This window comes from Corallococcus sp. EGB (assembly GCF_019968905.1).
In the GTDB taxonomy this organism is placed as follows: domain Bacteria; phylum Myxococcota; class Myxococcia; order Myxococcales; family Myxococcaceae; genus Corallococcus.
On record NZ_CP079946.1, the window covers coordinates 2,348,340 to 2,371,623 of the forward strand.

Annotated in this window: 12 protein-coding genes and 1 tRNA gene; 12 read left to right on the plus strand and 1 reads right to left on the minus strand. The window is 68.5% G+C overall.

The window, feature by feature from the left end; translation table 11 throughout:
* Positions 1–3 precede the first annotated feature (3 nt).
* The 9 genes from KYK13_RS09915 to KYK13_RS09955 all read left to right on the plus strand — a co-directional run bounded on the left by KYK13_RS09915 (position 4) and on the right by KYK13_RS09955 (position 19,332).
* Positions 4–567, plus strand: a complete 564-nt coding sequence (locus KYK13_RS09915; RefSeq protein WP_223643829.1) for a BREX protein BrxB domain-containing protein — start codon at positions 4–6, stop codon at positions 565–567.
* Positions 564–4,022 (plus strand): BREX system P-loop protein BrxC, encoded by a 3,459-nt coding sequence (gene brxC / locus KYK13_RS09920; protein WP_223643830.1) that lies wholly within the window; start codon positions 564–566, stop codon positions 4,020–4,022. The genes KYK13_RS09915 and brxC overlap by 4 nt, the downstream gene beginning before the upstream one ends.
* A 9-nt stretch (positions 4,023–4,031) precedes the next feature.
* Positions 4,032–7,463 (plus strand): N-6 DNA methylase, encoded by a 3,432-nt coding sequence (locus KYK13_RS09925; protein WP_223643831.1) that lies wholly within the window; start codon positions 4,032–4,034, stop codon positions 7,461–7,463.
* Positions 7,460–9,820, plus strand: a complete 2,361-nt coding sequence (gene pglZ / locus KYK13_RS09930; protein ID WP_223643832.1) for a BREX-1 system phosphatase PglZ type B — start codon at positions 7,460–7,462, stop codon at positions 9,818–9,820. The genes KYK13_RS09925 and pglZ overlap by 4 nt, the downstream gene beginning before the upstream one ends.
* Entirely contained in the window at positions 9,817–11,871 is a 2,055-nt protein-coding gene (brxL, locus tag KYK13_RS09935; protein ID WP_223643833.1) for a protease Lon-related BREX system protein BrxL, read from the plus strand. The genes pglZ and brxL overlap by 4 nt, the downstream gene beginning before the upstream one ends.
* 66 nt (positions 11,872–11,937) lie before the next feature.
* Positions 11,938–13,254, plus strand: coding sequence for a chromosome partition protein MukF (mukF, locus tag KYK13_RS09940; RefSeq protein WP_223643834.1), 1,317 nt, complete (start codon positions 11,938–11,940; stop codon positions 13,252–13,254).
* Entirely contained in the window at positions 13,251–13,937 is a 687-nt protein-coding gene (locus KYK13_RS09945; protein WP_223643835.1) for a chromosome partition protein MukE, read from the plus strand. The genes mukF and KYK13_RS09945 overlap by 4 nt, the downstream gene beginning before the upstream one ends.
* Positions 13,934–18,355 (plus strand): chromosome partition protein MukB, encoded by a 4,422-nt coding sequence (mukB, locus tag KYK13_RS09950; RefSeq protein ID WP_223643836.1) that lies wholly within the window; start codon positions 13,934–13,936, stop codon positions 18,353–18,355. The genes KYK13_RS09945 and mukB overlap by 4 nt, the downstream gene beginning before the upstream one ends.
* 32 nt (positions 18,356–18,387) lie before the next feature.
* The gene (locus KYK13_RS09955; protein ID WP_223643837.1) at positions 18,388–19,332 is read left to right on the plus strand and encodes a Wadjet anti-phage system protein JetD domain-containing protein; all 945 of its coding nucleotides are present in this window, start codon (positions 18,388–18,390) and stop codon (positions 19,330–19,332) included.
* Positions 19,333–19,681: 349 nt separating this feature from the next.
* On the opposite strand, the gene KYK13_RS09960 is transcribed toward KYK13_RS09955, so the two are convergent.
* Positions 19,682–19,757: transfer RNA gene (locus KYK13_RS09960), tRNA-Asn, on the minus strand.
* Between the two features lie 141 nt (positions 19,758–19,898).
* On the opposite strand from KYK13_RS09960, the gene KYK13_RS09965 reads away from it, so the two are divergent.
* The 3 genes from KYK13_RS09965 to KYK13_RS09975 all read left to right on the plus strand — a co-directional run bounded on the left by KYK13_RS09965 (position 19,899) and on the right by KYK13_RS09975 (position 23,280).
* A complete protein-coding gene (locus KYK13_RS09965) occupies positions 19,899–21,092 on the plus strand; it encodes an RsmB/NOP family class I SAM-dependent RNA methyltransferase (RefSeq protein WP_223643838.1) in 1,194 nt (397 codons plus the stop codon).
* Between the two features lie 125 nt (positions 21,093–21,217).
* The gene (locus tag KYK13_RS09970; RefSeq protein ID WP_223643839.1) at positions 21,218–22,120 is read left to right on the plus strand and encodes an LD-carboxypeptidase; all 903 of its coding nucleotides are present in this window, start codon (positions 21,218–21,220) and stop codon (positions 22,118–22,120) included.
* Positions 22,117–23,280 carry a serine hydrolase gene (locus KYK13_RS09975; protein ID WP_223643840.1) on the plus strand — a complete coding sequence of 388 codons (1,164 nt, stop codon included), beginning with the start codon at positions 22,117–22,119 and terminating at the stop codon, positions 23,278–23,280. The genes KYK13_RS09970 and KYK13_RS09975 overlap by 4 nt, the downstream gene beginning before the upstream one ends.
* Positions 23,281–23,284 lie beyond the last annotated feature (4 nt).

The following is a 23,284-nucleotide window of genomic DNA, read 5'->3' on the forward strand; positions in this document are numbered from 1 at the left end:
CGCATGGCGCGACTCGAAGACCTCGCAGATCTCTACGGCCAGCACATCGCAACGCCCTGGCAGCGCACCGTCGCGGGGGCGCAGCGGGTGGTCATGGTGGCCTACGACAAAGAGCTCGAGCGGGTGCTCCGAGCTCGCAAGGGCGAGTTCGAGACGCGCACCAAGGCCGCCGGCCACGACTGGCACGAGGTCGACCTCACCAACGCCTTCGCCTCATGGCTCGCCGCTGACGAGTACCGCGACGCGTACTTCGAGTCGCCCGACGACCTGCAGTTGAAGCTCACCGGCGAGTTCCCCGAGTACGTCGCCGGCCGCATTCGCGCGGTGCTCACGTCGCCCGACGTGACCGAGACCTCCGTCGTCGCAGTGTTCGGCGCGGGCTCGCTCTACGGCTTCACCCATGTCTCCGAGGTGCTGAAGGGCGTCGAGCGCGACGTGCGTGGGCGCCTCGTCGTGTTCTTCCCTGGCACGCTCGAGCAGAACAACTACCGGCTGCTCGATGCTCGTGACGGCTGGAACTACATGGCGGTCCCGATCTCTATCCACAGCGCCGGCGGTGCAGCATGAAAATCAAAGACGTCCTTCAGCGAGACCCTTCCACCCATCCGCTAGTCAACCAGGGCCAGGCGCGCATCGCCGACAAGTCGAACGAGAAGGTGTTCGAGGAGCTGCGTGGCGAGCTCTCCACCTTCGTGTGCGAGGGCCAGTACGCCGAAGGCATCATCAAGATCCTGAAGTCGTTCCTCGCGAACCTCACGTCGACGAGCCAGAAGGCCGCGTGGGTCAGCGGGTTCTTCGGCAGCGGCAAGTCTCACCTGCTGAAGATGGCCTGCCACCTCTGGCAGGACACCAAGTTCCCCGACGGCGCCACGGCGCGCAGCCTCGTGCCGTCGATGCCGGACGAGCTGCGTGAGCTGCTCCGCGAGCTCGACACCGCGGGCAAGCGCGCGGGCGGTCTGCTCGCGGCGGCCGGCGCCCTCCCGAGCGGCACTACCGATCACGTTCGCCTGACGATCCTCGCGGTGCTCCTGCGCGGCGTCGGCCTGCCCGACCAGTACCCGCAGGCGCAGTTCTGCCTGTGGCTCCACGACCAGGGCTGGTTCGACAAGGTGAAGGGCGCTGTCGAAGGCGCGGGGAAGCAGTGGCCGTCCGAGCTGAACAACCTCTACGTCAGCAAGCACATCGCCAACGCGCTTCTCACGTGCGACCCGGGCTTCGCGTCCACCGAGGCAGAGGCGCGCAACACGTTGAAGGCGCAGTTCCCGCCGCGTAGCACCGACATCACGACCGAGGAGTTCCTCACCGCCATCAAGCGCGTGCTGAAGCTCGTCGGCCGGGACGGACGTACGCCCTGCACGCTGCTCGTCCTCGACGAGGTACAGCAGTACATCGGCGATTCCAACGACCGCTCCACCCTCGTCACCGAGGTCACCGAAGCGCTTTCGAAGCAGCTCGATAGCCACGTGCTCGTCGTCGCCTCGGGCCAGAGCGCGCTCACCGCAACGCCTAAGCTGCAGAAGCTGACCGACCGCTACACCATCCGCGTCCAGCTCTCCGACCAGGACGTCGAGGCCGTCATTCGCAAGGTGCTCTTGCAGAAGAAGGCCGCATCGATCTCGACGGTGAAGGACTTCTTGGAGAAGCACGGCGGCGAGGTTTCGCGCCAGCTCCAGGGCACGCGCATCGGTGAGAGCGCGCAGGACCGCGATGTCATCGTCGACGACTACCCGCTCTTGCCGGTGCGGCGCCGCTTCTGGGAGCACTGCTTCCGCGCGGTCGACGCGGCCGGAACGCACAGCCAGCTCCGCTCGCAGCTCCGCATCATCCACGACGCCGTCGCGCGGCTCTCGGACCGTGGTCTCGGTGCGACCATTCCGGGCGATGACTTGTTCGAGGCGCTCGCCCCGGAGATGGTCAACACGGGCGTGCTGCTTCGCGAGATCAACGAGCGGATCATCAATCTCTCGAAGGACGGATCCGACAAGGGCAAGCTCGCGCGGCGGATCTGCGGGCTCGTGTTCCTCATCAGCCGGCTGCCGCGCGAGGCAGGCTCCGACATCGGCGTGCGTGCCTCGAAGGAGCACATCGCCGATCTGCTCGTCGACGACCTTCTCGCCGACAACGGCAAGCTGCGCAGCACCGTCGAGACGCTGCTCGAGGAGCTGGCGTCGAGCGGCGCGTTGATGAAGGTCGGTGACGAGTACCGTCTCCAGACCAAGGAGGGCGCCGAGTGGGACGCCGAGTTCCGCCGCCGCCAGGGCAAGCTCGCCAACGACGACGCCGACATCCAGATCCGTCGTGACCAGCAGATCTACGCTGAAGCTGATCGCGTCATCCGCACGGTAAAGGTCGTGCAGGGCGCCGCGAAGGAGGCCCGCCAGGTCGTCGTCTCGCGTGACCAGACGCCGCCCGCCGGCAACGGCGAGAGCGTGCCGCTGTGGATTCGCGACGGCTGGTCCGCCAGCGAGAAGGAGCTGCTCGATGCCGCGCGTGCGGCGGGCACCGACAGCCCCACGGTCTTCGTCTTCCTGCCGCGCCAGGCGGCTGACGAGCTGCGTAAGCTGATCGTCGACGCCGAGGCGGCGCAGCAGACCATCGACGCCAAGGGCACGCCCACGACCCGCGAGGGCGAAGAGGCGAAGCACAGCATGGAGAGCCGCCGCAACGCCGCTGTCCGCCAGCGTGACGAGCTCATCAAGCAGGTGGTCGCCAACGCCAAGGTGTTCCAGGGCGGCGGCTCCGAACTGCTGCAGGCCACGCTCGAGGAGCGCGTTCGCGAGGCAATCAACGCCGCGCTCGTGCGGCTCTTCCCGCGGTTCAAGGAGGCCGACCACGCCGCGTGGGAGACGGTCATCAAGCGCGCGAAGGAAGGCGCGGACCAGCCGCTCCAGCCCGTGGGCCACACCGTCGCGACGGAAGAACACCCAGTCTGCAAGGCCGTGCTCTCGATCATCGGCTCTGGCAAGGTCGGCATCGATGTCCGCAAGGTGCTGCGCGCGAGCCCCTATGGCTGGCCGCAGGACGCCATCGACGCGGCCCTCATTGCGCTGCACCGCACGCAGCACGTCTCGGCCACGCTGAACGGTGCGGTGCTCGCGCCGGGGCAGCTCGACCAGAACAAGATCTCGAAGGCCGAGTTCCGCGTCGAGAAGATCACGCTCTCGGTCACCGAGAAGCTCGCCATCCGTAAGGTGTTCCAGGCGCTCGGCGTGGGCTGCAAGGCGGGGGAGGAGCTGGCGAAGGCTCCTGTCTTCCTCGAGCAGCTCGCCGCCCTCGGCCGTGCGACCGGCGGTGATGCACCGCTGCCCGCACCCGCATCGGTCACCGACATCGAGGATATCCGCGCGCGCGTAGGCAACGACCAGCTCGCGGGCATCCGCGACAACGCGCAGGCCTTCGAGAAGCGCATCGCCGACTGGACCGCCACCAAGAAGCTCGTTGACGCGCGCGTGCCCACGTGGGCGCTCGTCGGACGGCTCGTGAAGCACGCGCAGGGCCTCGCAGCAGCCGAGGACCTCTTGAAGCAGGTCGAGGCAGTATGCGCGCAGCGGCTTTTGCTCGCGCCGACTGATCCCGTGGCGCCGCTTCGCTCCGGCCTCGCCGACGCGCTTCGCAAGGCGCTGCTCGAGACCCACGCCGCATACGAGACCGAGCTCGGCAAGGGACTGACCGCGCTGAAGGCGAGCTCGGTCTGGCAGAGTCTCTCGGACTCCGAGCGCCTGGCGATCTTCGCGAGCGTTGGCCTCACGCCCGCCGGGCAGTTGTCGGTGCCGAGTGATGAAGCGCTGGCGTCGGCGCTCGACACGAAGTCGCTGTCGTCGCGTCGTGCCGAGGCCGATGCCGTTCCGGGCCGCGTGCAGAAGGCGCTGGAGCAGGCCGCCAAGCTGCTCGAGCCGAAGGTGCGCGCCATCTCCATCGAGCGCTCGACCCTGACCACCGAGGCCGACGTCGACGCCTGGCTCGAGCGGCAGAAGAAGTCCCTCGTCGTCGCCATCAAGGATGGCCCCGTGCTCGTGAGCTGAGGAATCCAGATGGCATCGCTCGACCGCAACCTCCGAAGAGAGCTCGAGAACGCCGTGAAGAAGGCCCGCCGCGTGGCGGAGGCCGGCGCGCGACAGGCCGTTGAGCAGCTCGCCGTGGGCCACCACGAGCCGTGGTCGGCGCTCTCGCCCGACCAGCGCAAGCTGCGCAATCGGCTGCGCGCGCACGGTCGCCAGCTCGGCGACAAGCTCGACGAGAAGAAGGGCACGCAGAGCATCGACCGGCTCGCCGGCGAGTGCGCGTACGAGCACTGGCATCGCCTCTTGTTCGCGCGCTTCCTCGCCGAGAACGATCTGCTCGTCGAGCCCGAGTCGGGCATGGCGCTCTCGCTCGACGAGTGCCGGGAGCTGGCGCGCGAGCAGAGCAAGGACTGGCTGGTGCTCGCGAGCGACTTCGCGCAGCGCATGCTCCCGCAGATCTTCCGCGCGGGCGACCCGGTGCTCGAGGTGGCGCTGCCGCCCGAGAAGCGGCAGGAACTGGAGGCCATCCTCGAAGGCTTGCCGCGCGAGGTCTTCATCGCCGACGACAGCCTCGGCTGGGTCTACCAGTTCTGGCAGGCCGAGCAGAAAGACACCGTCAACGCGTCTGCGAACAAGATTGGCTCCGAAGAGCTGCCGGCGGTGACGCAGCTCTTCACCGAGGACTACATGGTCCTCTTCCTGCTGCACAACACGCTAGGCGCGTGGTGGGCGGGCAAGGTGCTGACGGCGAAGCCCGAGCTCGCGCGCTCGGCCACGTCGGAAGACGAGCTTCGCGCCGCGTGTGCGGTGCAGGGCATCGAGTGGAACTTCCTCCGCTTCGTGCGCGAGGGCGACGTCTGGCGGCCCGCTGCCGGCACGTTCCCAGGCTGGCCGACGGCCGCGAAGGACCTCACCGTGCTCGACCCGTGCATGGGCAGCGGGCACTTCCTCGCGTTCGCATTGCCAATGCTGGTGGCGCTCCGACGCGAGGAGGAGAAGCTCTCGGTCGCAGAGGCTGTCGACGCCGTGCTGCGCGACAACCTCTTCGGCCTCGAGCTCGACCCGCGCTGCACGCAGATCGCCGCGTTCAACGTCGGGCTCACGGCGTGGAAGCTCGCGGGTTACCGGCCGCTGCCCGCGCTGAACCTCGCGTGTGCGGGGCTCGGCATCAATGCTCCGGTCTCCGCGTGGACGGCTTTGGCGGCAGGCGACGCTTCGGCCGAGAACGCGATGAAGCAGCTCTACGAGCTGTTCCGCCAGGCGCCGACGCTCGGTTCGCTCATCGACCCGAGTCGCGTCGGCGGTGAATTGTTCGTCGCGAACTTTGACAAGATCCGTGGGCTACTCTCGTCGGCGCTTGCGTCTGAGGAGTCGGACGACGCAGAGCTGGCGGTCGTCGCGCAGGGGATCGCCAAGGCGGCATCGCTCCTCGCAGAGCACTACACGTTGGTAGCCACGAACGTGCCGTACCTTGGCCGTGGAGATCAGGTGCCGCAGCTCGCCGAATACTGCGAGCGCTTTCATTCGGCAGCCAAGGCTGATCTGGCGACGTGCTTCATTGAGCGGATCGCTAAGTTCACCGAAGACGGCGGTGCGGCAGCGATCGTCGCACCGCGGAACTGGATGTTCCTCAAGAGCTACAAGCGCTTTCGAGAGAACCTGCTTCGCGAGTCGCGAGTGGCGTTCCTCGCCGCGCTAGGTCCTCGAGCGTTTGAGACGATTGGCGGCGAAGTCGTCAATGTTGTGCTCGCAGGTGTCGAGCTTCGAGCACCGGTGACTGAGGATACTCTCATGGCGTTCGACGCCGCAGAGCGGCGCGAGCCGAAGGACAAGGCCTCGGCCATTCAGGCCGATCCCGTGTTTCTGGTCGCGCAAAAGGACCAGCTTGCAAATCCAGATGCACGGCTGACCCTAGAACGTCACGACTCCCTGCCGCTTCTCGGACGCTGTGCAGCCTCGTTCCTCGGGCTGGGTACCGGCGACTACTCTCGCTACGGACGGCAGTTTTGGGAGCTGCCGGGGCCCGACGCACGGTGGGCGTATCAACAGGGCAGTGTCGAGGAGACCAGGCCCTGGACTGGGCGTGAACACGTCGTGGCTTGGGACGCAAGCATCAACCGCGTGCGCGGCATGACTCAGGCCGATCGCGATCAGATTCATAACCAAGATCAGAGTGGCCAGCAGGCATGGGGACGTCGCGGCATCGTCGTGAGTCTTTCGAGTGAGCTTCGCTGCACGCTGTACACCGGAGAGAAGCACGACAAGTCGGTAGCAGCCCTTGTTCCTCAAGACGAGAAGCTGATTCCCGCGATGTGGTGCTACGTGACGAGCGACGAGTTCGCTGCGAAGGTTCGCCTTCTGGACCGAAAGGTCATCGTGGCGAACGGCACGCTCGTTAAGGTGCCGTTCGAACTGGAGCGCTGGAAGCAGGAAGCCGCCGCGAGGTTTCCTCTTGGGCTTCCCAAGCCATCAACTGACGACCCGACACAGTGGCTTCATGACGGACATCCGCGAGGCTCTCGTTCAACACTGCAAGTCGCTGTCGCGCGCCTCGTCGGGTACGAGTGGCCTCGCATGCGAGGCGCTGCGTTCCCCGATGCAGACCCGATTCACCAGGACGCTATTTCTCGCCACGCCGACGAGGACGGCATCGTTTGCCTGCCGTCGCTACGTGGGGAGGCGGCTGCTGCGGAGCGGGTGCGAGCGCTCCTCTCCGATGCCTTCGGAGCAGAGTGGTCCGCGCAGAAGCTGAACGAGCTACTCGCCGAAGCGAACTTCACGGGCAGATCGATTGAGGACTGGCTTCGCGACGGCTTCTTCGAGCAGCACTGCACGCTCTTTCAACAGCGGCCCTTCGTCTGGCAGATCTGGGACGGTCGCAAAGACGGCTTCTCCGCGCTCGTGAACTACCACCAGCTCGCGGCCCCGAACGGAGAAGGGCGCCGCATCCTCGACAAGCTCACGCACACCTACCTCGGCGACTGGCTAGATCGGCAGCGCGCGGATCAGAAGGCGGGCGTCGAGGGCGTCGAGGGCGCCGACGGGCGCGTCGCCGCCGCCGAGCACCTGAAGCGCGAGCTGGAGAAGATCCTCGAAGGCGAACCACCCTACGACCTCTTCGTCCGCTGGAAGCCGCTGCACCAGCAGCCCGTGGGCTGGGAACCGGACATGGACGATGGCGTGCGCGTGAACCTGCGCCCGTTTGTGACGGCGAGGCCACTGGGGGCGCGAGCGAAGGACGCATGCATTCTACGAGTCGCTCTCGCTGTGCGCTGGGGACGTGACAAGGGGAATGAATCTCAAAGGGACAAGGAAAGTTTCCCGTGGCTGTGGTCATGGGACGGGCAATCTTCGGACTTCTTCGGAAGCAAGGAGTTCGACGGCGTTCGCTGGAACGACCTCCACTACACGCGCGCCGCGAAGCTCGCCGCGCGTGCGCGCGCCAAGGGAGGCAAGTCGTGACCTCCTCGACCTCTCGCCGTCGCAGCACCAGCCCCCCGCCGCACGCGAAGGGGCTCCTCGACCAGCTCGAGAAGTCCTTTCTTCACGCGCTGCGCAGCGGCGAGGGCGAGGCCGCGCCGGCTGCGCTGCTCTGGGCCGACGCCGATAAGCAGTGGGCGGCCCTCGTCGCGCGCCTGCAGACCGCACTGCCGCACCTGTTCGTGCTCGGCACCTACGACGCCGCCAAGCGCACGGGACCGGCCATCTGGCTGCGCTGCGTGGTCGACCGCGTTCTGGAAGACGTCGCGCTCGAGCCCGGCGTCGTGCCGATCCTCTACCTGCCCGGCGTGGCACGTCAGTCGTTGCGCGCAGGCGACGAGTGCCCGCGTGAGCTGCAGCCAGTCGTCGAGCTCCAGTACCGAGGCCGCGTCTGGCACCAGAAGAACGGGCGGGACTGGACCGTCGAGGCCTTCCTCGTCTCCGAGGACGGGCTCCAGCTCGACGTGGCCCAGGACGCCAAGACCCGCGAGGCCGCGCAACGCAGCCTGCCGCTCCTCGCCGAGATGCCGCTCGACGGACTTCGCGGCCATCGCCTCGAAGCCGACGACTTCGATCGCCTCGCCGTCAGCGATCCCACCCGCGACCTCCTGCGCTGGATGGGCATCGGCGATGGGCTTCGCAAGACCGAGGGCGAAGCCCGCTGGAAGGCGTTCTGCGGCGTGTGCAACTCGGACTTCAAGTTCGACCCGGACAAGAAGTCACCCGCCGACGCGGCGAACGCGCTGGTGGAGGGTAGCGGCAAGTGGGCGAACGTCTGGCAGCGCTTCAAGGAGGCTCCGAAGCTCTATCCCGACGTCGCCAAGCTCCTGCGCGACACCGCCACGCCGCTCCTCTATCGCGGGAGCGAGCGCGATGCGGGCGGCAACTCCAAGTCCGAACAGGCGCTACGTGCGGGCCTCGAGGCGCTCGCGAACAAGCCCCACGCCACTGCGCTCGCGGAGGTGGCCGCACTCGAAGCCGCGCACGGCAAGCGGCGCGAGTGGGTCTGGGCCGAGCTCGGTGAGAGCCCGCTGGCCTGTGCCCTCGCGCCTCTGGCGAAGCTCGCCGCGGCGGCGGCCAACACGCTGGGCGGCGCCACCATCGACGCCGCGGTCACCGCCTACGTGAACGACGGCTGGCGTTGCGACCGCGCTGCGCTCGAAGCCCTCGCCTCGGTGAAGCAGCCCGCTGATATGGCGCTCATCCAGAACGTCGTGCGCGCGCTCTACCTCCCGTGGCTCGATGCCTCCGCGCGCCACTTCCAGGGCCTCATCGACGGCGCGGAAAACGCCGTGCGCGCAAAGGTCACGGGGAGCCAGCACGAGAAGGACGCGTGCCTCATGTTCGCCGACGGCCTCCGCTACGACGTCGCCGGCATGCTGGCCGAGCGGCTCGAAGCGAAGGGCTATCGCGTGCGACTGAATCACCGCCTCGCACCGCTGCCCACGGTCACCTCCACGGCGAAGCCGTTTGCGACGCTCTCTCACGACAAGCTCGAAGGCGGCGAGGACATCGTCGACTTCAACCCTCGTTTCAAGAACAGCCCCCAAGCCGCGACCGCGCAGCGGCTGCGCGACGACATGGCGGGACGAGGAATTGATCTGCTTGGCGAGGACATCCGCCCGCCGAAGCAAGGGACGACGGGCGGATGGCTGGAGACGGGGAAGCTCGACGAGCTCGGGCACAAGCTCGGTGCGCGCCTCGCCGGGCAGATCGACAACGAGCTCGAGATGCTCCTCGACCAGGTGACCGGTCTCATCGACGCCGGCTGGACGCGGCTCCGCATTGTGACGGACCACGGCTGGCTGCTCATGCCCGGTGGCCTCCCGCACGTCGCGGTTCCCTCGCATCTCACGACGACGAAGTGGTCGCGCGCGGCCACGGTGAAGGGCGACGCGAAGCCGTCCGTGCCCGTCCACGCGTGGCACTGGAACACGCACGTCCGCATCGCGTCGCCGCCGGGAGTCGGGAGTTTTGCCCCGAACACCGAGTACTCGCACGGCGGCATCAGCCCGCAGGAGTGCATCGTCCCCGAGCTCATCGTCGAGCGTGGCGGCGGCGGCACCTCCGCGTTGATCACCGCCATCACTTGGCGCGGCATGCGCTGCCGCGTGTCGGTCACGACGAACGATCCCACCGTGCGCGTCGACCTGCGTACCAACTGGAAACAGGCGAACACGAGCATCGCCGCGTCGTCCAAGGAGGTTGGCCCAGCCGGCGAAGCGAGCCTCGCAGTGGCCGATGACGCTCACGAGGGCCACGCCGCCACGATCGTCGTTGTCGATGGCGCCGGCAACGTGCTCGACCGCAAGACGACGACCGTCGGAGAAGCATCATGACCATGACCCTCGACCATCTCGATCAGCAGGCGGCTGCGGTCTTCGACGGCTACCTCGTTCGCAAGGACCTCGTTCGCAAGTACGCGCGCCAGTACCCGGTGCCGACCTACGTGGTCGAGTTCCTCCTCGGCCGCTACTGCGCCAGCACCGACGAGAAGGAGATCGCGGAGGGACTCCAGATCGTCGAGAAGCAGCTCCGCGACCGCACGGTGCGCACGGGTGAAGAGGAGCTGTTCAAGGCGCGCGCGAAGGACAGCGGCAGCGTCAAGCTCATCGACATCATCAAGGCGCGCCTGGACGCGAAGAACGACCGCTTCCTCGCCGAGCTTCCGAGCCTCGCGCTGCGCGACGTGCTCATCGACGACCAGCTCGTGCGCGAGAACGAACGCATGTTGACCGACGGCTTCTACGCCGAGGTCACGCTCGCCTACGACGGCGTCGCCGCGCAGGAGCAGGGAGGCCGCCCGTTCTCCATCGAGTCGATGCGCCCGATCCAGATGTCGAAGTCGGACGTGCTCGATGTGCTGGCCAAGGCGCGCCGCTCGTTCACGACGCAGGAGTGGATCGACTTCCTGATTCGTTCGATTGGCCTCGAGGCTGCCTCGTTCTCCGAGCGCGCGAAGCGCGTCGCCATCCTGCGCATGGTCCCGTTCGTCGAGCGCAACTACAACCTCGTCGAGCTCGGTCCGCGCGGCACCGGAAAGAGCCACCTCTTCCAGCAGATCTCGCCCTACGCGCACCTCATCTCGGGCGGCAAGGCGACGGTCGCCAAGATGTTCGTGAACAACGCGAGCGGCCAGCGCGGGCTCGTGTGCCAGTACGACGTCGTCTGCTTCGACGAGGTGTCGGGCGTCTCCTTCGACCAGAAGGACGGCGTCAACATCATGAAGGGCTACATGGCCTCGGGGCAGTTCAGCCGGGGCAAGGAGAACATCCGCGCCGAAGGTGGCATCGTCATGGTCGGCAACTTCGACGTGGACGTCGAGCAGCAGCAGCGCGTGGCGCACCTGCTCAGCCCGTTGCCGCCGGAGATGCGCAACGACACGGCGTTCATGGACCGCCTGCACGCCTTCGTGCCCGGGTGGGACTTCCCGAAGCTCAACCCCAACGACCACTTCACCGACCACTTCGGGTTGGTGAGCGACTTCCTCAGCGAGTGTTGGAGCAAGCTGCGTTCGGGCAACCGCGTTTCGGTGATGCAAGGGCGCGTGCACCTCGGCGGCGCGCTCTCCGGCCGCGACATCGAGGCGGTGAACAAGACGGTGAGCGGGCTGACCAAGCTGCTCTTCCCCGATCCCGAAGCGCCCGTACCTGACGAGGACCTCGAGTGGATCGTGCGCGTCGCCCTCGAATCGCGGCGGCGCGTGAAGGAGCAGCAGAAGCGCTGCTTCAAGAGCGAGTTCCGCAACACGCACTTCAGCTACATCGTCGGTCCCGAAGGCGTGGAGCAGTTCGTCTCGACGCCCGAGCTGCACAGCGACGAGGCCATCGAGAGCGATCCGCTCCCGCCCGGCCAGGTCTGGGCAGTGAGCCCCGCCAGCCCTGACGCTGGCCCGGGCCTCTACCGCCTCGAGGTCGCCAGCGGACCAGGCGCAGGCGTGAAGGTGCTCAACCAGCCGACGCCACCCGCGTTCCGCGAGAGCGTGAAGGTCGGCGAGCAGAACCTCTACACGCGCGCCAAGGAGCTCGTCGGCGACCGCAACCCACGCGAGCACGAGTTCTCGATCCAGATGCGTGCACTCGACGCCGACAAGGCCGGCGCGGGCCTCGGCGTCCCGGTGCTCGTCGCCCTCTGCGGCGCGCTTCTCGGGCGCAACACGCGCGGCGGAACCATCGTCGTCGGTGCGCTGAACCTCGGCGGCTCCATCGAGATGATCCCCAACGCGGTGAGGATTGCGGAGCTGGCGGTCGACAAGCAGGCGCAGACGCTCCTCATGCCCGTCGCGGCCCGGCGCCAGCTCAACGACCTCCCCGACGAGCTGTGGACCAAGATCAACATCGAGTTCTACAAGGACGCGTCGGACGCCGTCTTCAAGTCGCTGGTGGAGTGAGGTCCGCGCGATGAGCGAGACGACGACGCCACTGTGGGCCGCGCGTTCTCTGCCGAAGGGGGACTCGTGACCGCCGCGCCCCCCTCCAACGAACCGAACCGCGTCATCGCGTCGCTCGCACGCGACCAGGTGAACCTCGACCTCAAGACGGTCGATCTCTGCTTCCTCGCGGGACTGTACCTGCGCGCCGACAAGGCGGCGTTGGCCTCTTTCGAGGAGGACGTGCTCATCGACATGTTTGAGCAGGTCTGCGACGTGGTGGAGCCCGGCGCCGAGAACCCGCGCAAGCGGGCGACGCACGCGATCCAGCGGCTCCGCGAGCAGCGCATGCTCGCGCGCGTCGATGGCGCTGGCATTGTGCGCGCGGGCGACTACGCGCTCACGACACTCGCGGCGGCTGTCGTCCAGTACTTCCTGACGGATGAGGCCCTGACCCGTGAGAGCCTGACCCTGCTGACGGGCACGTTGAGCGCGCAGCTCGCGGAGGTGCTCGCGGCCGCGAAGAAGGCCACGGACACGGAGACGTGGAAAAGCAAGGTGTCTGGACCGCTCCGGGTCACGGTCTCCGAGCTCGTCTCCGGCATCGAGCGCCGGCAGCGCGGTCTCGATGCGCAGCAGGAGGAAGTGCAGGCCGAGATCGCCAAGCTGCTCCAGTCGGACTGGTTCAGTGCCGTCGACCGCTGCCAGCTCCTGCTGGACACGACGACGAGCACGCTCAATGAGCTGAATGAGATCCTCCTGCGCGACACACACCTGTTCGTCGCGCTCCTGCTCGAGATCCAGGGGCTCGCCACGGCGGCCGAGAACCGCGAAGCCGAGGAGACCGTCCAGCGCGTCATCGAGCACGTCGATCGGATTGCGGCGTGGGGTAGCGCGCGGCAGCAGGCATGGTCGGAGTACTACCAGTACGTCCACCGGTATCTGCGCGACGTCGTGCGGCTCGATCCCGACCGAGCGCTCAGCCAGCGGTTGCGAGATCAGACCGCCGCTTGGCCGACTTCCCCGTTCTTCCTTCTCGTCGCGCACGCGCCCTCGATTCGGCTGTTGCGTGCGCTCGAGGCACGCGTCGAGCGTCCGCCGGTCGCGAGGCCGCGCACGGAGCGCGAAGCCGATCCCGAGTGGGTCGAGCCCGAGAACGTTCACGCCGACATCGAGGCGCTGGTCGCGCAGGCCATCGACGCAGGTGCATCGACGCTCGCGGAGGTGTCCTCGCGGGTGCTGCCCAAACTGCCAGAGTCGCTGCACTACGCCGCGGCCGGCCGCGTCGCCGACGCTGTCGGTCGCCTCGCCCGCGTTCATGGCGAGCACGAGCGTCCGTGGGCACCCGTGCTTTCGCGGCTCGAGGTCGAGGATTGGACGGTCGACGGGAGGGATACGCCTTGAGCGCGACGACTTTCCACACGCTCGAGGAGGCGCTCGATGACGAGCACTACCCGGAGGTCGACCTCGCGCTGCGGCGTGGGCGACACATCGGACGCGACGACGGCACGATGTACGAGTACCTCGTCGACGCCCAAGCGCTGCTCGAGGCGTTCTACCGGCGTTTCGGCTGTGAGCTGATCCAGCAGAGCGACGGGTACTTCTACCTGTTGCCGTCAGGTGACCGGCTCGGGCGACGCCAGCTTTCGGCCGGCGAGATGCTGGTCGGGCAGACTCTCGCGCTGCTCTACCTCGATCCGGCGACGCTCCAGCACGGCGGCATCGTCGGGCGAGAGGCGCTCCTCCAACGCCTGTCGGCTCTGCTCGGCACCGACGTCCTCGTGCGTACCCTCGACCCGCGAAGGGCTCGCAGGGGCAAGTACGATGAGCGCATTGCAGCGGAGGCCGTGCGGACGAAGGTCGGCGACGCCCTGCGCCGCCTCGCCGACCTGGGCTTCGTCGACGTCCTCGATGACACACGCCTGCGTCTTCGCCCCGCGCTGATGCGCTTCGCGGAGCCGGTGCGCGGTCTCGGCGATCGGAGCGTCGCGCTCGAGCGGCTCGTAGGCGTCGGCGAAGTTGTCCTCGACTACGGCGAACAGGCGTCCGACGAGGATGCGAGCCTCGATGAGGAGCCGACGCCATGACACGAACGACCGCCGAGGCTCTGGCGTTGGTCAACTGGAAGGGCGTGTTTTACGCCCGATACGGGCTCGATCGACATGTGACCGCGCTCGAAGGCGCGAACGGCGCCGGCAAGACGACGGTGATGATCGCGGCCTACGTCGTGCTGTTGCCTGACATGTCGCGGCTGCGGTTCACCAACCTCGGCGAGACCGGAGCGACCGGAGGCGACAAGGGCATCTGGGGCCGACTCGGAGAATCGGGACGTCCCTCGTACGCCGTCGTCGAGTTTGCGCTGCCGGGCAAGCGTCGACTCGTCGCGGGCGTCCACCTCGAGAGGAAGGGCGAGCCCTCCGTCGAGCCGACACCGTTCATCGTCTCCGGTCTGGAAGCCGACGTTCGACTCCAGGACTTGCTGCTCGTGAAGCAGGGCGAGAACGAGGCCGTGCCCGAGCTGCAGGAGCTTCGTGAGAATGCGGTGCGCCTCGGCGGCCGACTGCAGTCCTTCACGTCTGCGCGAGATTACTTCGCGGCGCTCTTCGATCAGGGGGTCACGCCGCTTCGTCTCGGCACCGACGAGGAGCGCAACAAGCTGAACGAGATGCTCCGCACCAGCATGACCGGCGGCATCTCCCGAGCGCTCACCTCGGAGCTGCGCTCGTTCCTCCTCAAGGAAGAGGGCGGGCTCGCCGACACGCTCCAGCGCATGCGCGCCAACCTCGACGCATGCCGGCGCACGCGGACCGAGGTCCAGGAGGCGCGTCGCCTCGAGCAGGAGATCGGTGGGGTATTCGAGGCAGGCCAGACGATGTTTGCAGCGGCCCTGATCGCCACGCGAGAGCGAGCAGAGGAGCTCACCCGTCGCGTCGAAGAGGCTGAAGCCGCGCAGGCGGCCGCCGCCGAGGCGCACGATAACGCCAAGGAGGCCCTCGCGCAGACCCTCAACGCGATCGATGCCCTCGAGCGTCGGAGGGGCGAGATCGGCCAAGTCCTCGAATCGGCCCGTGCTTGGCACGTGAGATTGCGCGAAGCGCTCGCTGCGGCGAAGCATCTCGCTGAGTGTGTCGCCCAGCTCACGCGGGCAGAAGAGCTCGCGAAGACGACTGGCGCGAAGCGCGACGCGGCCGAAGCAGAGCGCGGCGCCAAGCGGGATGCGCTTCGGCGCGCGGAGGATGATTACACGCGCACCGCTGGAGGTCTCGCAGACCTCCAGCAGGGGCTCGAGGAGCTGCACCGCCGCGCCGACGCCTATCGTCAATCGACCCGCCGCTTGCGCGAGGCCGAGGAGAGCCTTGGTGGTGTGCTCATCCCTGTGCACACGTTAGAGGAGCGCGTCTCCAGCGCTCGTGACGAGCTGGCCGTGGTCGACGACGAGCGCCGTGATGCAAGGACGCGCCTCGACGACGCGGAAGCTCATCGAGCGCAACACTCCAAGGTGATGGCCGCACTGCGAGCCCTCGTCGACGGCGATGTCGCGCTGGACGCGGCATACGAGGCTGCCCTCTCAGCCCTCCAGGAACACCGAGCTCGCTCGGAGCTCGCCGGCCGGCTTCCTTCGCTCGAGCACGATCTCGCGGAGGCACGCAGGCAGGCCACGCGACAGTCGGGCGTGCGCGAACGCGCGAAGGCGCTTGAGGTCGTCGTCGGAAACGAACCCGCTGGCCAGCTCGTCGAGCGACTTCTTGGCGAAGCCGAAACCGAGCTGAAGGACCACGAAGATCGAGAGCGCGCCGTCAAGGCTTCCGCCCAGCAGCTCGAACGAGACCTGAAGGACCTGGAGTCGCGCCGTCGTTCCCTCGTCGAACGCGAGCCCGTGTTCCGCGCTCTCGCGGAGCGCGCGGCCCGTCTCGCCGAACACCTTGGCACCCCGGTGGACAGCCGGGCCACGCTGGATACCGCCCGCGCCACACTCGGCGAACGACTCGTGGAAACGCGAAAGGCCGAGGACGTCGCGCGCGAGGAGCACGAGGCGCTGCTACGGCAGGCTCGCGACCTCCTGGCTCAAGGTGGTCCTTTCGCGCCCGAGCTGCTGAAGCTGAAGGATCAGCTCGGCGCGGAGTTGGTGGCGGGGAGCTTCGAGGATGTCGGGCTGGACGAAGCGGGACGTCTGGAGGCGCGTTTGGGCCCTCTTGCCCAGGCGCTCGTAGTCGACGATCCGAAGGCGACAGCCCGCACCCTCGACGTGAGGTCCGACGCGCTTGCGAACGTACTGCTCGTCTCGCGTGACGCGGACCTTGAGCAACTCGCCTCGGCAACCAGCCCGATCGACGTTGGCGACCGAGACGTCGCCGTGGAGGACGGGATCGCCCTCCGCGTCTCGCGCATCCCCTCGCATCCACGGCTCGGGCGCCGAGCTCGTGAGGCCCGTGCCGCCGAGTTCAATCGTGAAGCGGATCGGAAGGCTCGCGAGCTCGAAGAAGTGAGGGTCGGACGCCGACATCTCGAACGCCTTGTTGCCGACGGCGAGGCGCTGTTGGCGGGCCATGCGGTGTGGCTCGCTGGCGATCCGGCTCCTGCGCTGGCCGAGGTGAAGCGCTCGATCGTCGAGGCCGAGGCCCAGCTCGGGATTCATCGTGCCGCCAGTGTGGGGCACGCGGAGGCAGCGCGAACGGTGCGACCTCGCGTGAACGGTCTACGCGTCCTGCTCGGCGAAGCGCTGCTGCTCGATCCACCTGATTTCGCTGAACGCGCCCGGTCGCTGGAACACGATCTTCACGCAGCTCGGGTGGCCAAGGAGCTAGTGGCTCGACACAAGGCGAACGCCGAGCTCGTTGACCGTCATCAGACCGTTCTGCGACAGGTGCCGCTTACGAACGAGGACGTGGTCCGGCTGCGCGAGCGACTGCAGCAGCTCACGAATCGGCGCGAGCGACTGAAGGAGGGCATCGATGCGCTCGAGTACGTGCAGTCGAACGTTGAGGCCCTGGCCTGGGAGGACGCGCCCGCGCGGCTGGCCAAGGAGCAGGCTCTCGTTCCTGCGATCAAGCAGCAGCTTCAGGAGGCCGAGCAGCACCGAGCTGCAGTCGAGCGCGAAGCGAAGGACGCGGAACGGAGCTTCAATGCCGCACTCACCGCATTCCAAGATGCCGACGGGAAGCGGCTTGCCGCGACGCACACGCACACGCAGGCGGTAGAGCGATTCGACCGGCTCAGGATTCCTGATCCGAGCGACGAAGCGCTTGCGGTAGCGGAGAAGGAGGTCGCGCGTCTCGACGAAGAACATCGGAGTCACGACACCAGGCACCGGGAGCTGCTGACCACGAAAGGTCGTCAGGAGGGCAGCGTCAGCGAGACTGCCCGCCGTCTTGAGGAGGCCGAGGAGAAGCTCGCCAAGGAGCGTGGCGAGGCCGAGCCTGCCGTGAAGCGCTGGGACGATCTTCGCGAGCGCGCGGCGAAGTTCGGGGTCGTTGGTGTCCTCCTCACCGAAGCACCGAGAGACCTCGCCGATGTCCGCGGCCACGTGAACCTCGTGCAGAAGGCCAACACCTGGCGAGAGCTCCTCGTCGAGCGACTGCGCGGAGCCCAAGGTGGCGCGCAGCTCCTGGCGGAACTGCAGACGCTTCGCGCCCCCTCGGAGGGCGAGTTCGCCGCGGGCGTCCTCGACCTGTGGCTCACGGTGCGCGACTGGCTTCGTCGCCGTCTGCCGGCGCAGGTCGCCGAAGTGGACGACCCTCGCGAGGCGCTCCTGCGTTTGCGCGATCAGCTCTCGGCGTTGGAGGAACGGCTCAAGAGCCAGGAGACCGTCCTCCGTGGCGCGAGCGAGGACGTCGCGCGCGGCATCGACGTGCAGATTCGTAAGGCGCGCACGCAGGTCAACCGCCTCAACAAGAACCTCGAGGGCGTCAGCTTCGGCAGCATCCAGGGAATTCGGGTCCGTCAGAACGCGGTCGAGAAGATGGAGCAGGTGCTCCGAGCGCTTCGCGACGGCGCCGCTCAGACGCTCCTCTTCCAGGCCGACATGCCGATCGAGGACGCGCTCGATCAGATCTTCCAGCGCTTCGGTGGAGGACGCACCGGCGGTCAGAAGCTGCTCGACTATCGCGAGTATGTTCACCTGCAGGTCGAGGTACGTCGGAAGGCGGGCGCCGATTGGGAGATCGCGAACCCCGGCCGACTCTCGACGGGCGAGGCGATCGGCGTCGGCGCTGCGCTCATGATGGTCGTCCTCACGGAGTGGGAACGCGATGCCATGCTCCTTCGGGGCAAGAAGTCGCACGGCTCACTCCGTTTCCTGTTCCTCGACGAGGCCAACCGCCTTTCGCACGACAACCTCGGCGTGCTCTTTGACCTGTGCCAGGCGCTCGATCTGCAGCTCCTCATCGCCGCGCCAGAGGTCGCTCGCGCAGAGGGCAACACCACCTATCGGCTCGTCCGCAAGATGACCGCCGACGGGCGTGAGGAGGTGCTCGTCAGCGGCCGGCGAACGAGGGCCGAGGCGTGAACTGGAGATCCGACGCAGCCCGTCTCGCTCTCTTGGAGCTGCTCGTTCGCGGCTCGCTCAAGCGACGACGCGCGCAATCATCCGCCTGGGATGCCCTCGACGAACTACCTTGGACCCGCCGCACGGGGCGACGTGACGAGGTCGGCCTTGTCGAGGAACGAAGACACGAGCTCGTCGCGCTCCTCGGGCGCGTCTGGCCGGAATGGGGCGAGGTGCTCGCAGCGCTGACGGCGCGCGGGCTCGCGCCCACACCCGACGGCTGGAGCGAGCTCGAAGACGCGCAGCGCGCCGAGGGGCTGCCGCAGCTTCCAGACCAGCTCAACCGGCGAACGGCGGCCGCACTCGTCGCGCCGCACTCGAAGGCGGCACTCACGGGTCGCCGCCTGGCCGCGCTCGGCGACGCGGAGGCCACGCACGATGGTTCGGTACGGCTCCGACCACCGCAGGGTCTCATCGCGCTCACGCCACAGGGGCGAGTCGACCTCGCGGCAGTTGCGGCTGTCCTCGGCGAGGTGTCGATCCCGGAACGTGCCCTCAGCGCAGGCCTCGCTCTCGAAGGAACGATCCGCGCAGCGCTGCTCGTCGAGAACCTCGGCGCGTTCTGCGATCTACGCGCCGTCGATGGCTGGCTGCTGGTGCACGTGCCTGGATGGGACACGGCGACGGTCGCTCGACTTCTCGAGCGCCTCGTCCATGTGCCAGTCGTCCACTTCGGCGACCTCGACCCCAACGGCGTCCGCATCCTTCGGCATCTCCGTGCGCTCCGTTCTGACCTGCGGTGGTTCGTGCCGGAGTTCTGGAACGAGCTTGTTGAGGCGAAGGGGCTGCCGGGTGTGTGGCCCGAGGACCTCGATCTCGGCGAATCGCCGGCTCTCGTGCGGGACCTCGCGAGCCGCGGCCTGTGGCTCGAGCAGGAACCTGTCGCGGTCGACTCGAGAACGTCGGCGGCGCTGGAGGCACTGCTTGAACGCCGCTGACGCGCAGCTCGCGCCTGACCGCGCCCCGATGATCAACAGTCCCACCCCCGCGTGGACAGTTGATCGCCCGGTCACTGTCCCGGAAACCGAGGGTCGGCTGTTAACCGCGTCTCGGCTTCTCTCTCCCCGTGGGCCCGAGAAGAGAGCGCGAACGCCGTCCCGCGTGCGCTCGACGCGCTCGTCTTCACGCTCGCGGCGCTCTCAGCGCGAACGCCGTCCCGGCGCGCGCGATGCTCGCCGTCGCGCAAACCCTCGGGGAATCAGGGGAGAAAAGACAACGGCCCCGGAGATTGCTCTCAGGGGCCGCTGTTAAAAGATGCGGGGTCGCGTTTCCGCGACCCCGCTTGAATGGCTCCCCGACGTGGACTCGAACCACGGACATGGTGATTAACAGTCACCCGCTCTACCAGCTGAGCTATCGGGGAATATGTCCCGTCACGGCGGTGCGTTGCCGCGACGGATGCGACTTCTAGAGAACCGAGCCTGCCCTGTCAACTGTCCTGTTCGATCCGATCTTTCGCCTTATCTCGCAGCCCTGGCCCGCGCTCCAGGGACTGAGCCCTGTCGTGTCCGGGGCGCTTGACCGCGTCCTCTCGGGCGACCCCGCCGAGCGCGTCCTCGACCGGACCCTGCGCGCCCACCGCGACCTCTCCCGTGAGGGACGGCAGGCGCTGAAGGAGGCTGTCTTCAACGTGGGCCTCTGGCGCCGCCGCCTGGGGTTCCTCCTGGACTCGCCGGATGCGCCTCCCTCCCAGCTCCTCTTCGCGCTCCTGCATGGGCTCGTGGGTGTCCCCGCCGCCGACGCCGCAGCCTGGGCCGGGCTCCCGGCGCCGGTGCCTCTGCGCACTGGCGAGCCTCCGTCGCTGGCGCTCCGGGCCTCGCTGCCGGACTGGCTCGCGGACCACTTCTCCCGTGAGCTGGGAGCGGAGGCGGAGGATTTCTGCGCCCACCTCAACGTCCCGGGGCCCATCACGCTCCGGGTGAATCCGGCCCGCACCTCCCGGGAGCACCTGGCCGCTCGCCTTGCCTCCGAGGGCGTCGCGACCCGCCCCGGCTCCTGGAGCCCGCTGGCCCTTCATGTCGACGGGCCCCGCCCCAACCTCTATGGCCTGGCCTCCCTCCGTGAGGGCCTGTTCGAGGTCCAGGACGAGGGCAGCCAGCTCCTGGGGCTCCTCGTGGACGCCCAGCCCGGCGAGACCGTGCTGGACCTTTGCGCCGGGGCAGGGGGCAAGACGCTCCAGTTGGGCGCGGCCATGAAGGACTCCGGCCGGCTGCTCGCCTACGACCCGGATGCGGAGCGGCTGGACCGGCTCCTGCAACGCGCCTCCCGCGCCGGGCTCACCCGCGTCCAGGTGATCCGGACACCTCCGTCGCCGGGCCTCAACGCCGACCGAGTCCTCGCGGACGTGCCCTGTTCGGAGCTGGGTTCGCTTCGCCGCGGCCCGGACCTCCGCTTCCGGCTCACCCCGGACTCGCTCTCCCGGTACACCTCCGTCCAGCGCGACATCCTGGCCCGCGCCGGGGACGTGGTGCGCCCCGGCGGCCGGGTCGTCTACGCGACCTGCACCGTCAACCGCTCGGAGAACCAGGACGTGGTCGCGGACTTCCTTCGCTCCCGCCCTGGCTTCCGCGCGGTGCGGCCGGGCTCCGGATGGCTTCCGGACGCGTGCCTCCAGGACGGGTTCCTCTTCGTCACGCCCCACCGGCACGGCACGGATGGGTTCTTCGCGGCGGTGCTCGAACGCAGCGCGGAAGGGTAGGGTGGCCAGCGGGCGGACGAGCGCTCCACGGAGCCTCGTTCCCCCGTCCTGCGGTACTCAACGCTTCGGACCCCAGGCTCCCTGAAACACCGTGTCGCCCCTGTGTCGGGTGCTATGAAGCGCTCGTGCGTTGGCTCAAGCCCCTTCCGCTCCGTCCCCGCGACACGGTGCAGGTCGTTGCCCCCGCGGGCCCCTTCGAACAGGCTCCCTTCGAGGCCGGCCTGCGCATCCTCTCCGAGCGATACGCCCCCGTCGTCCGACCCGACATCGGCGCCTCGCATCGCTACCTCGCCGGAGATGACGCCCGCCGCCAGGCAGAGCTGTCCCAGGCGTTCCTCGACCGCTCCACCCGCGCCATCTTCTGCGCCCGGGGCGGCTATGGCAGCGCGCGCCTGTTGCCGGAGCTGCCGCTCGACAAGGCCGGGCCCGTCTCCTTCACCGGCTTCTCCGACCTGACGTCCATCCACTGCGCGCTCCAGGCCCTGCACCGCGTGTCCTTCCACGCGCCCGTGCTCACGCAGCTGGGCCGCCAGTCGTCCCAGGTCCACGACTCCCTCTTCCGCCTGCTCGAATCCCCGGAGGCCCCGCCGCCCCTCACCGGCAACGCCACCTATGTCCCCGGCACCGCCGAGGGCACGCTCGTGGGCGGCAACCTGTCCGTGTTCTCCCGGCTCCTGGGCACGCCGTACCTGCCGCCGCTCGATGGCGCCGTGCTCCTCCTGGAGGACGTCACCGAGCGCCCCTACCGCATCGACCGCATGTGGACCCACCTGCGGCTCGCCGGTGTCTTCTCCCGCGTGCGCGGCATCGTCCTGGGGGACTTCACCGCGTGCGAGGAGAAGGACGCGAACTACTCCAGCGCGGACGTGCTCCGGGAGCTGGCTCGCGACGCGAAGCTGCCCTGCGCCGCGGGCTTCCCCATCGGCCATGGCCCCATCAACTACCCCGTCGCCCTGGGCACCCACGTGCGCCTGGACGCGGATGCCGCGCGCCTCACCTTCCTCGAAGGCGCGGTGAGCCCCGGATGAGCCAACACCCCATCGCCAACCTCCAGGCCGTGCTCGATGACGGCGTGGAGCTGGGCATCTTCCCCGCCGCCCAGGCCGTGGTGCTCCACAAGGGCGTGCAGGTCTTCGGCGGCGTCGCTGGCAACGCGAAGGGCGACACGCGCTTCGACCTCGCGTCCCTCACCAAGGTCCTCTCCACCACCGCGCTCTTCCTGCGCCTGTGGACCGAGGGCAAGGTGGGCCCGGACACGCTCGTGTCCCGCTACTTCCCCGGCTCGCCCGCGGGCGATGCGGGCGTCACCGTCGCGGATCTGCTCTACCACCGCTCCGGCCTGCCCCCCTTCGTCCCGTTCTTCGCGGACGCCCTCAAGGCCCACCCGGAGCTGCTCGACGCGGCCTGCCCCGCGTCCCTCCGCGCCCAGGTCCACGCGGAGGTCCTCCACGCCGCCGCCGCCACGCCGCTGGAGGCGCCCATCCGCACGAAGTCCGCGTACAGCGACGTGGGCTTCATCCTCCTGGGCGACATCCTCGCCCGCGCCGGCGGCGCCCCGCTGGACGTGCTCTTCCACCGCCACGTCGCGGAGCCGCTGGACCTGAGGGCCCGCTTCCACCGCCTCACCGACTTCCCCGCGGACGGCACCACCGCGCCCACCGGCGCCATGCGCCCTCGCGAGCCCGCTCCCGGCCAGGAGTCGCTGTGGAAGGACGTGCCGTCCCAGCCGTCCCGCCCGGGCGAAGTGGACGACGACAACGCCTGGGTGCTGGACGGCGTCGCGGGACACGCGGGCCTCTTCGGCACCGCCGTGGACGTGGCCCGCTTCGGACAGGCCGTGCTGGAGGGCGCCGCGGGCCGGCACTCCGCGATTGCCCCTGGCCCCCTGTGGCATCGCGCGCTCGCCACCGACCCGTTGGTGGAGGGCAGCACCCGCTCCATGGGCTTCGACTCTCCGTCGAAGGGCCATTCCAGCGCGGGCCGCTTCATTGGCGACACGCCTCCGGGCGCGGTGGGCCACCTGGGCTTCACCGGCACCAGCCTCTGGGTGGACCTGAGGCGGTCGCTCGTCGTCGCGCTCATCACCAACCGCGTGGTCCAGGGCCGTCAGGACCTGCGCATCCGCGACTTCCGCCCCGCCTTCCACGAGCTCGTCGTGGAGGCGCTCGACCTCCACGTCCTCCCCTGAGGAA

Excerpts from the sequence above, each read along its gene's own strand:
- KYK13_RS09975 (WP_223643840.1), top strand. The coding sequence starts at position 22,117 with ATGAGCCAACACCCCATCGCCAACCTCCAGGCCGTGCTCGATGACGGC.
- KYK13_RS09925 (WP_223643831.1), top strand. The coding sequence starts at position 4,032 with ATGGCATCGCTCGACCGCAACCTCCGAAGAGAGCTCGAGAACGCCGTG.
- KYK13_RS09915 (WP_223643829.1), top strand. The coding sequence starts at position 4 with ATGGCGCGACTCGAAGACCTCGCAGATCTCTACGGCCAGCACATCGCA.
- mukB (WP_223643836.1), top strand. The coding sequence starts at position 13,934 with ATGACACGAACGACCGCCGAGGCTCTGGCGTTGGTCAACTGGAAGGGC.
- brxC (WP_223643830.1), top strand. The coding sequence starts at position 564 with ATGAAAATCAAAGACGTCCTTCAGCGAGACCCTTCCACCCATCCGCTA.
- brxL (WP_223643833.1), top strand. The coding sequence starts at position 9,817 with ATGACCATGACCCTCGACCATCTCGATCAGCAGGCGGCTGCGGTCTTC.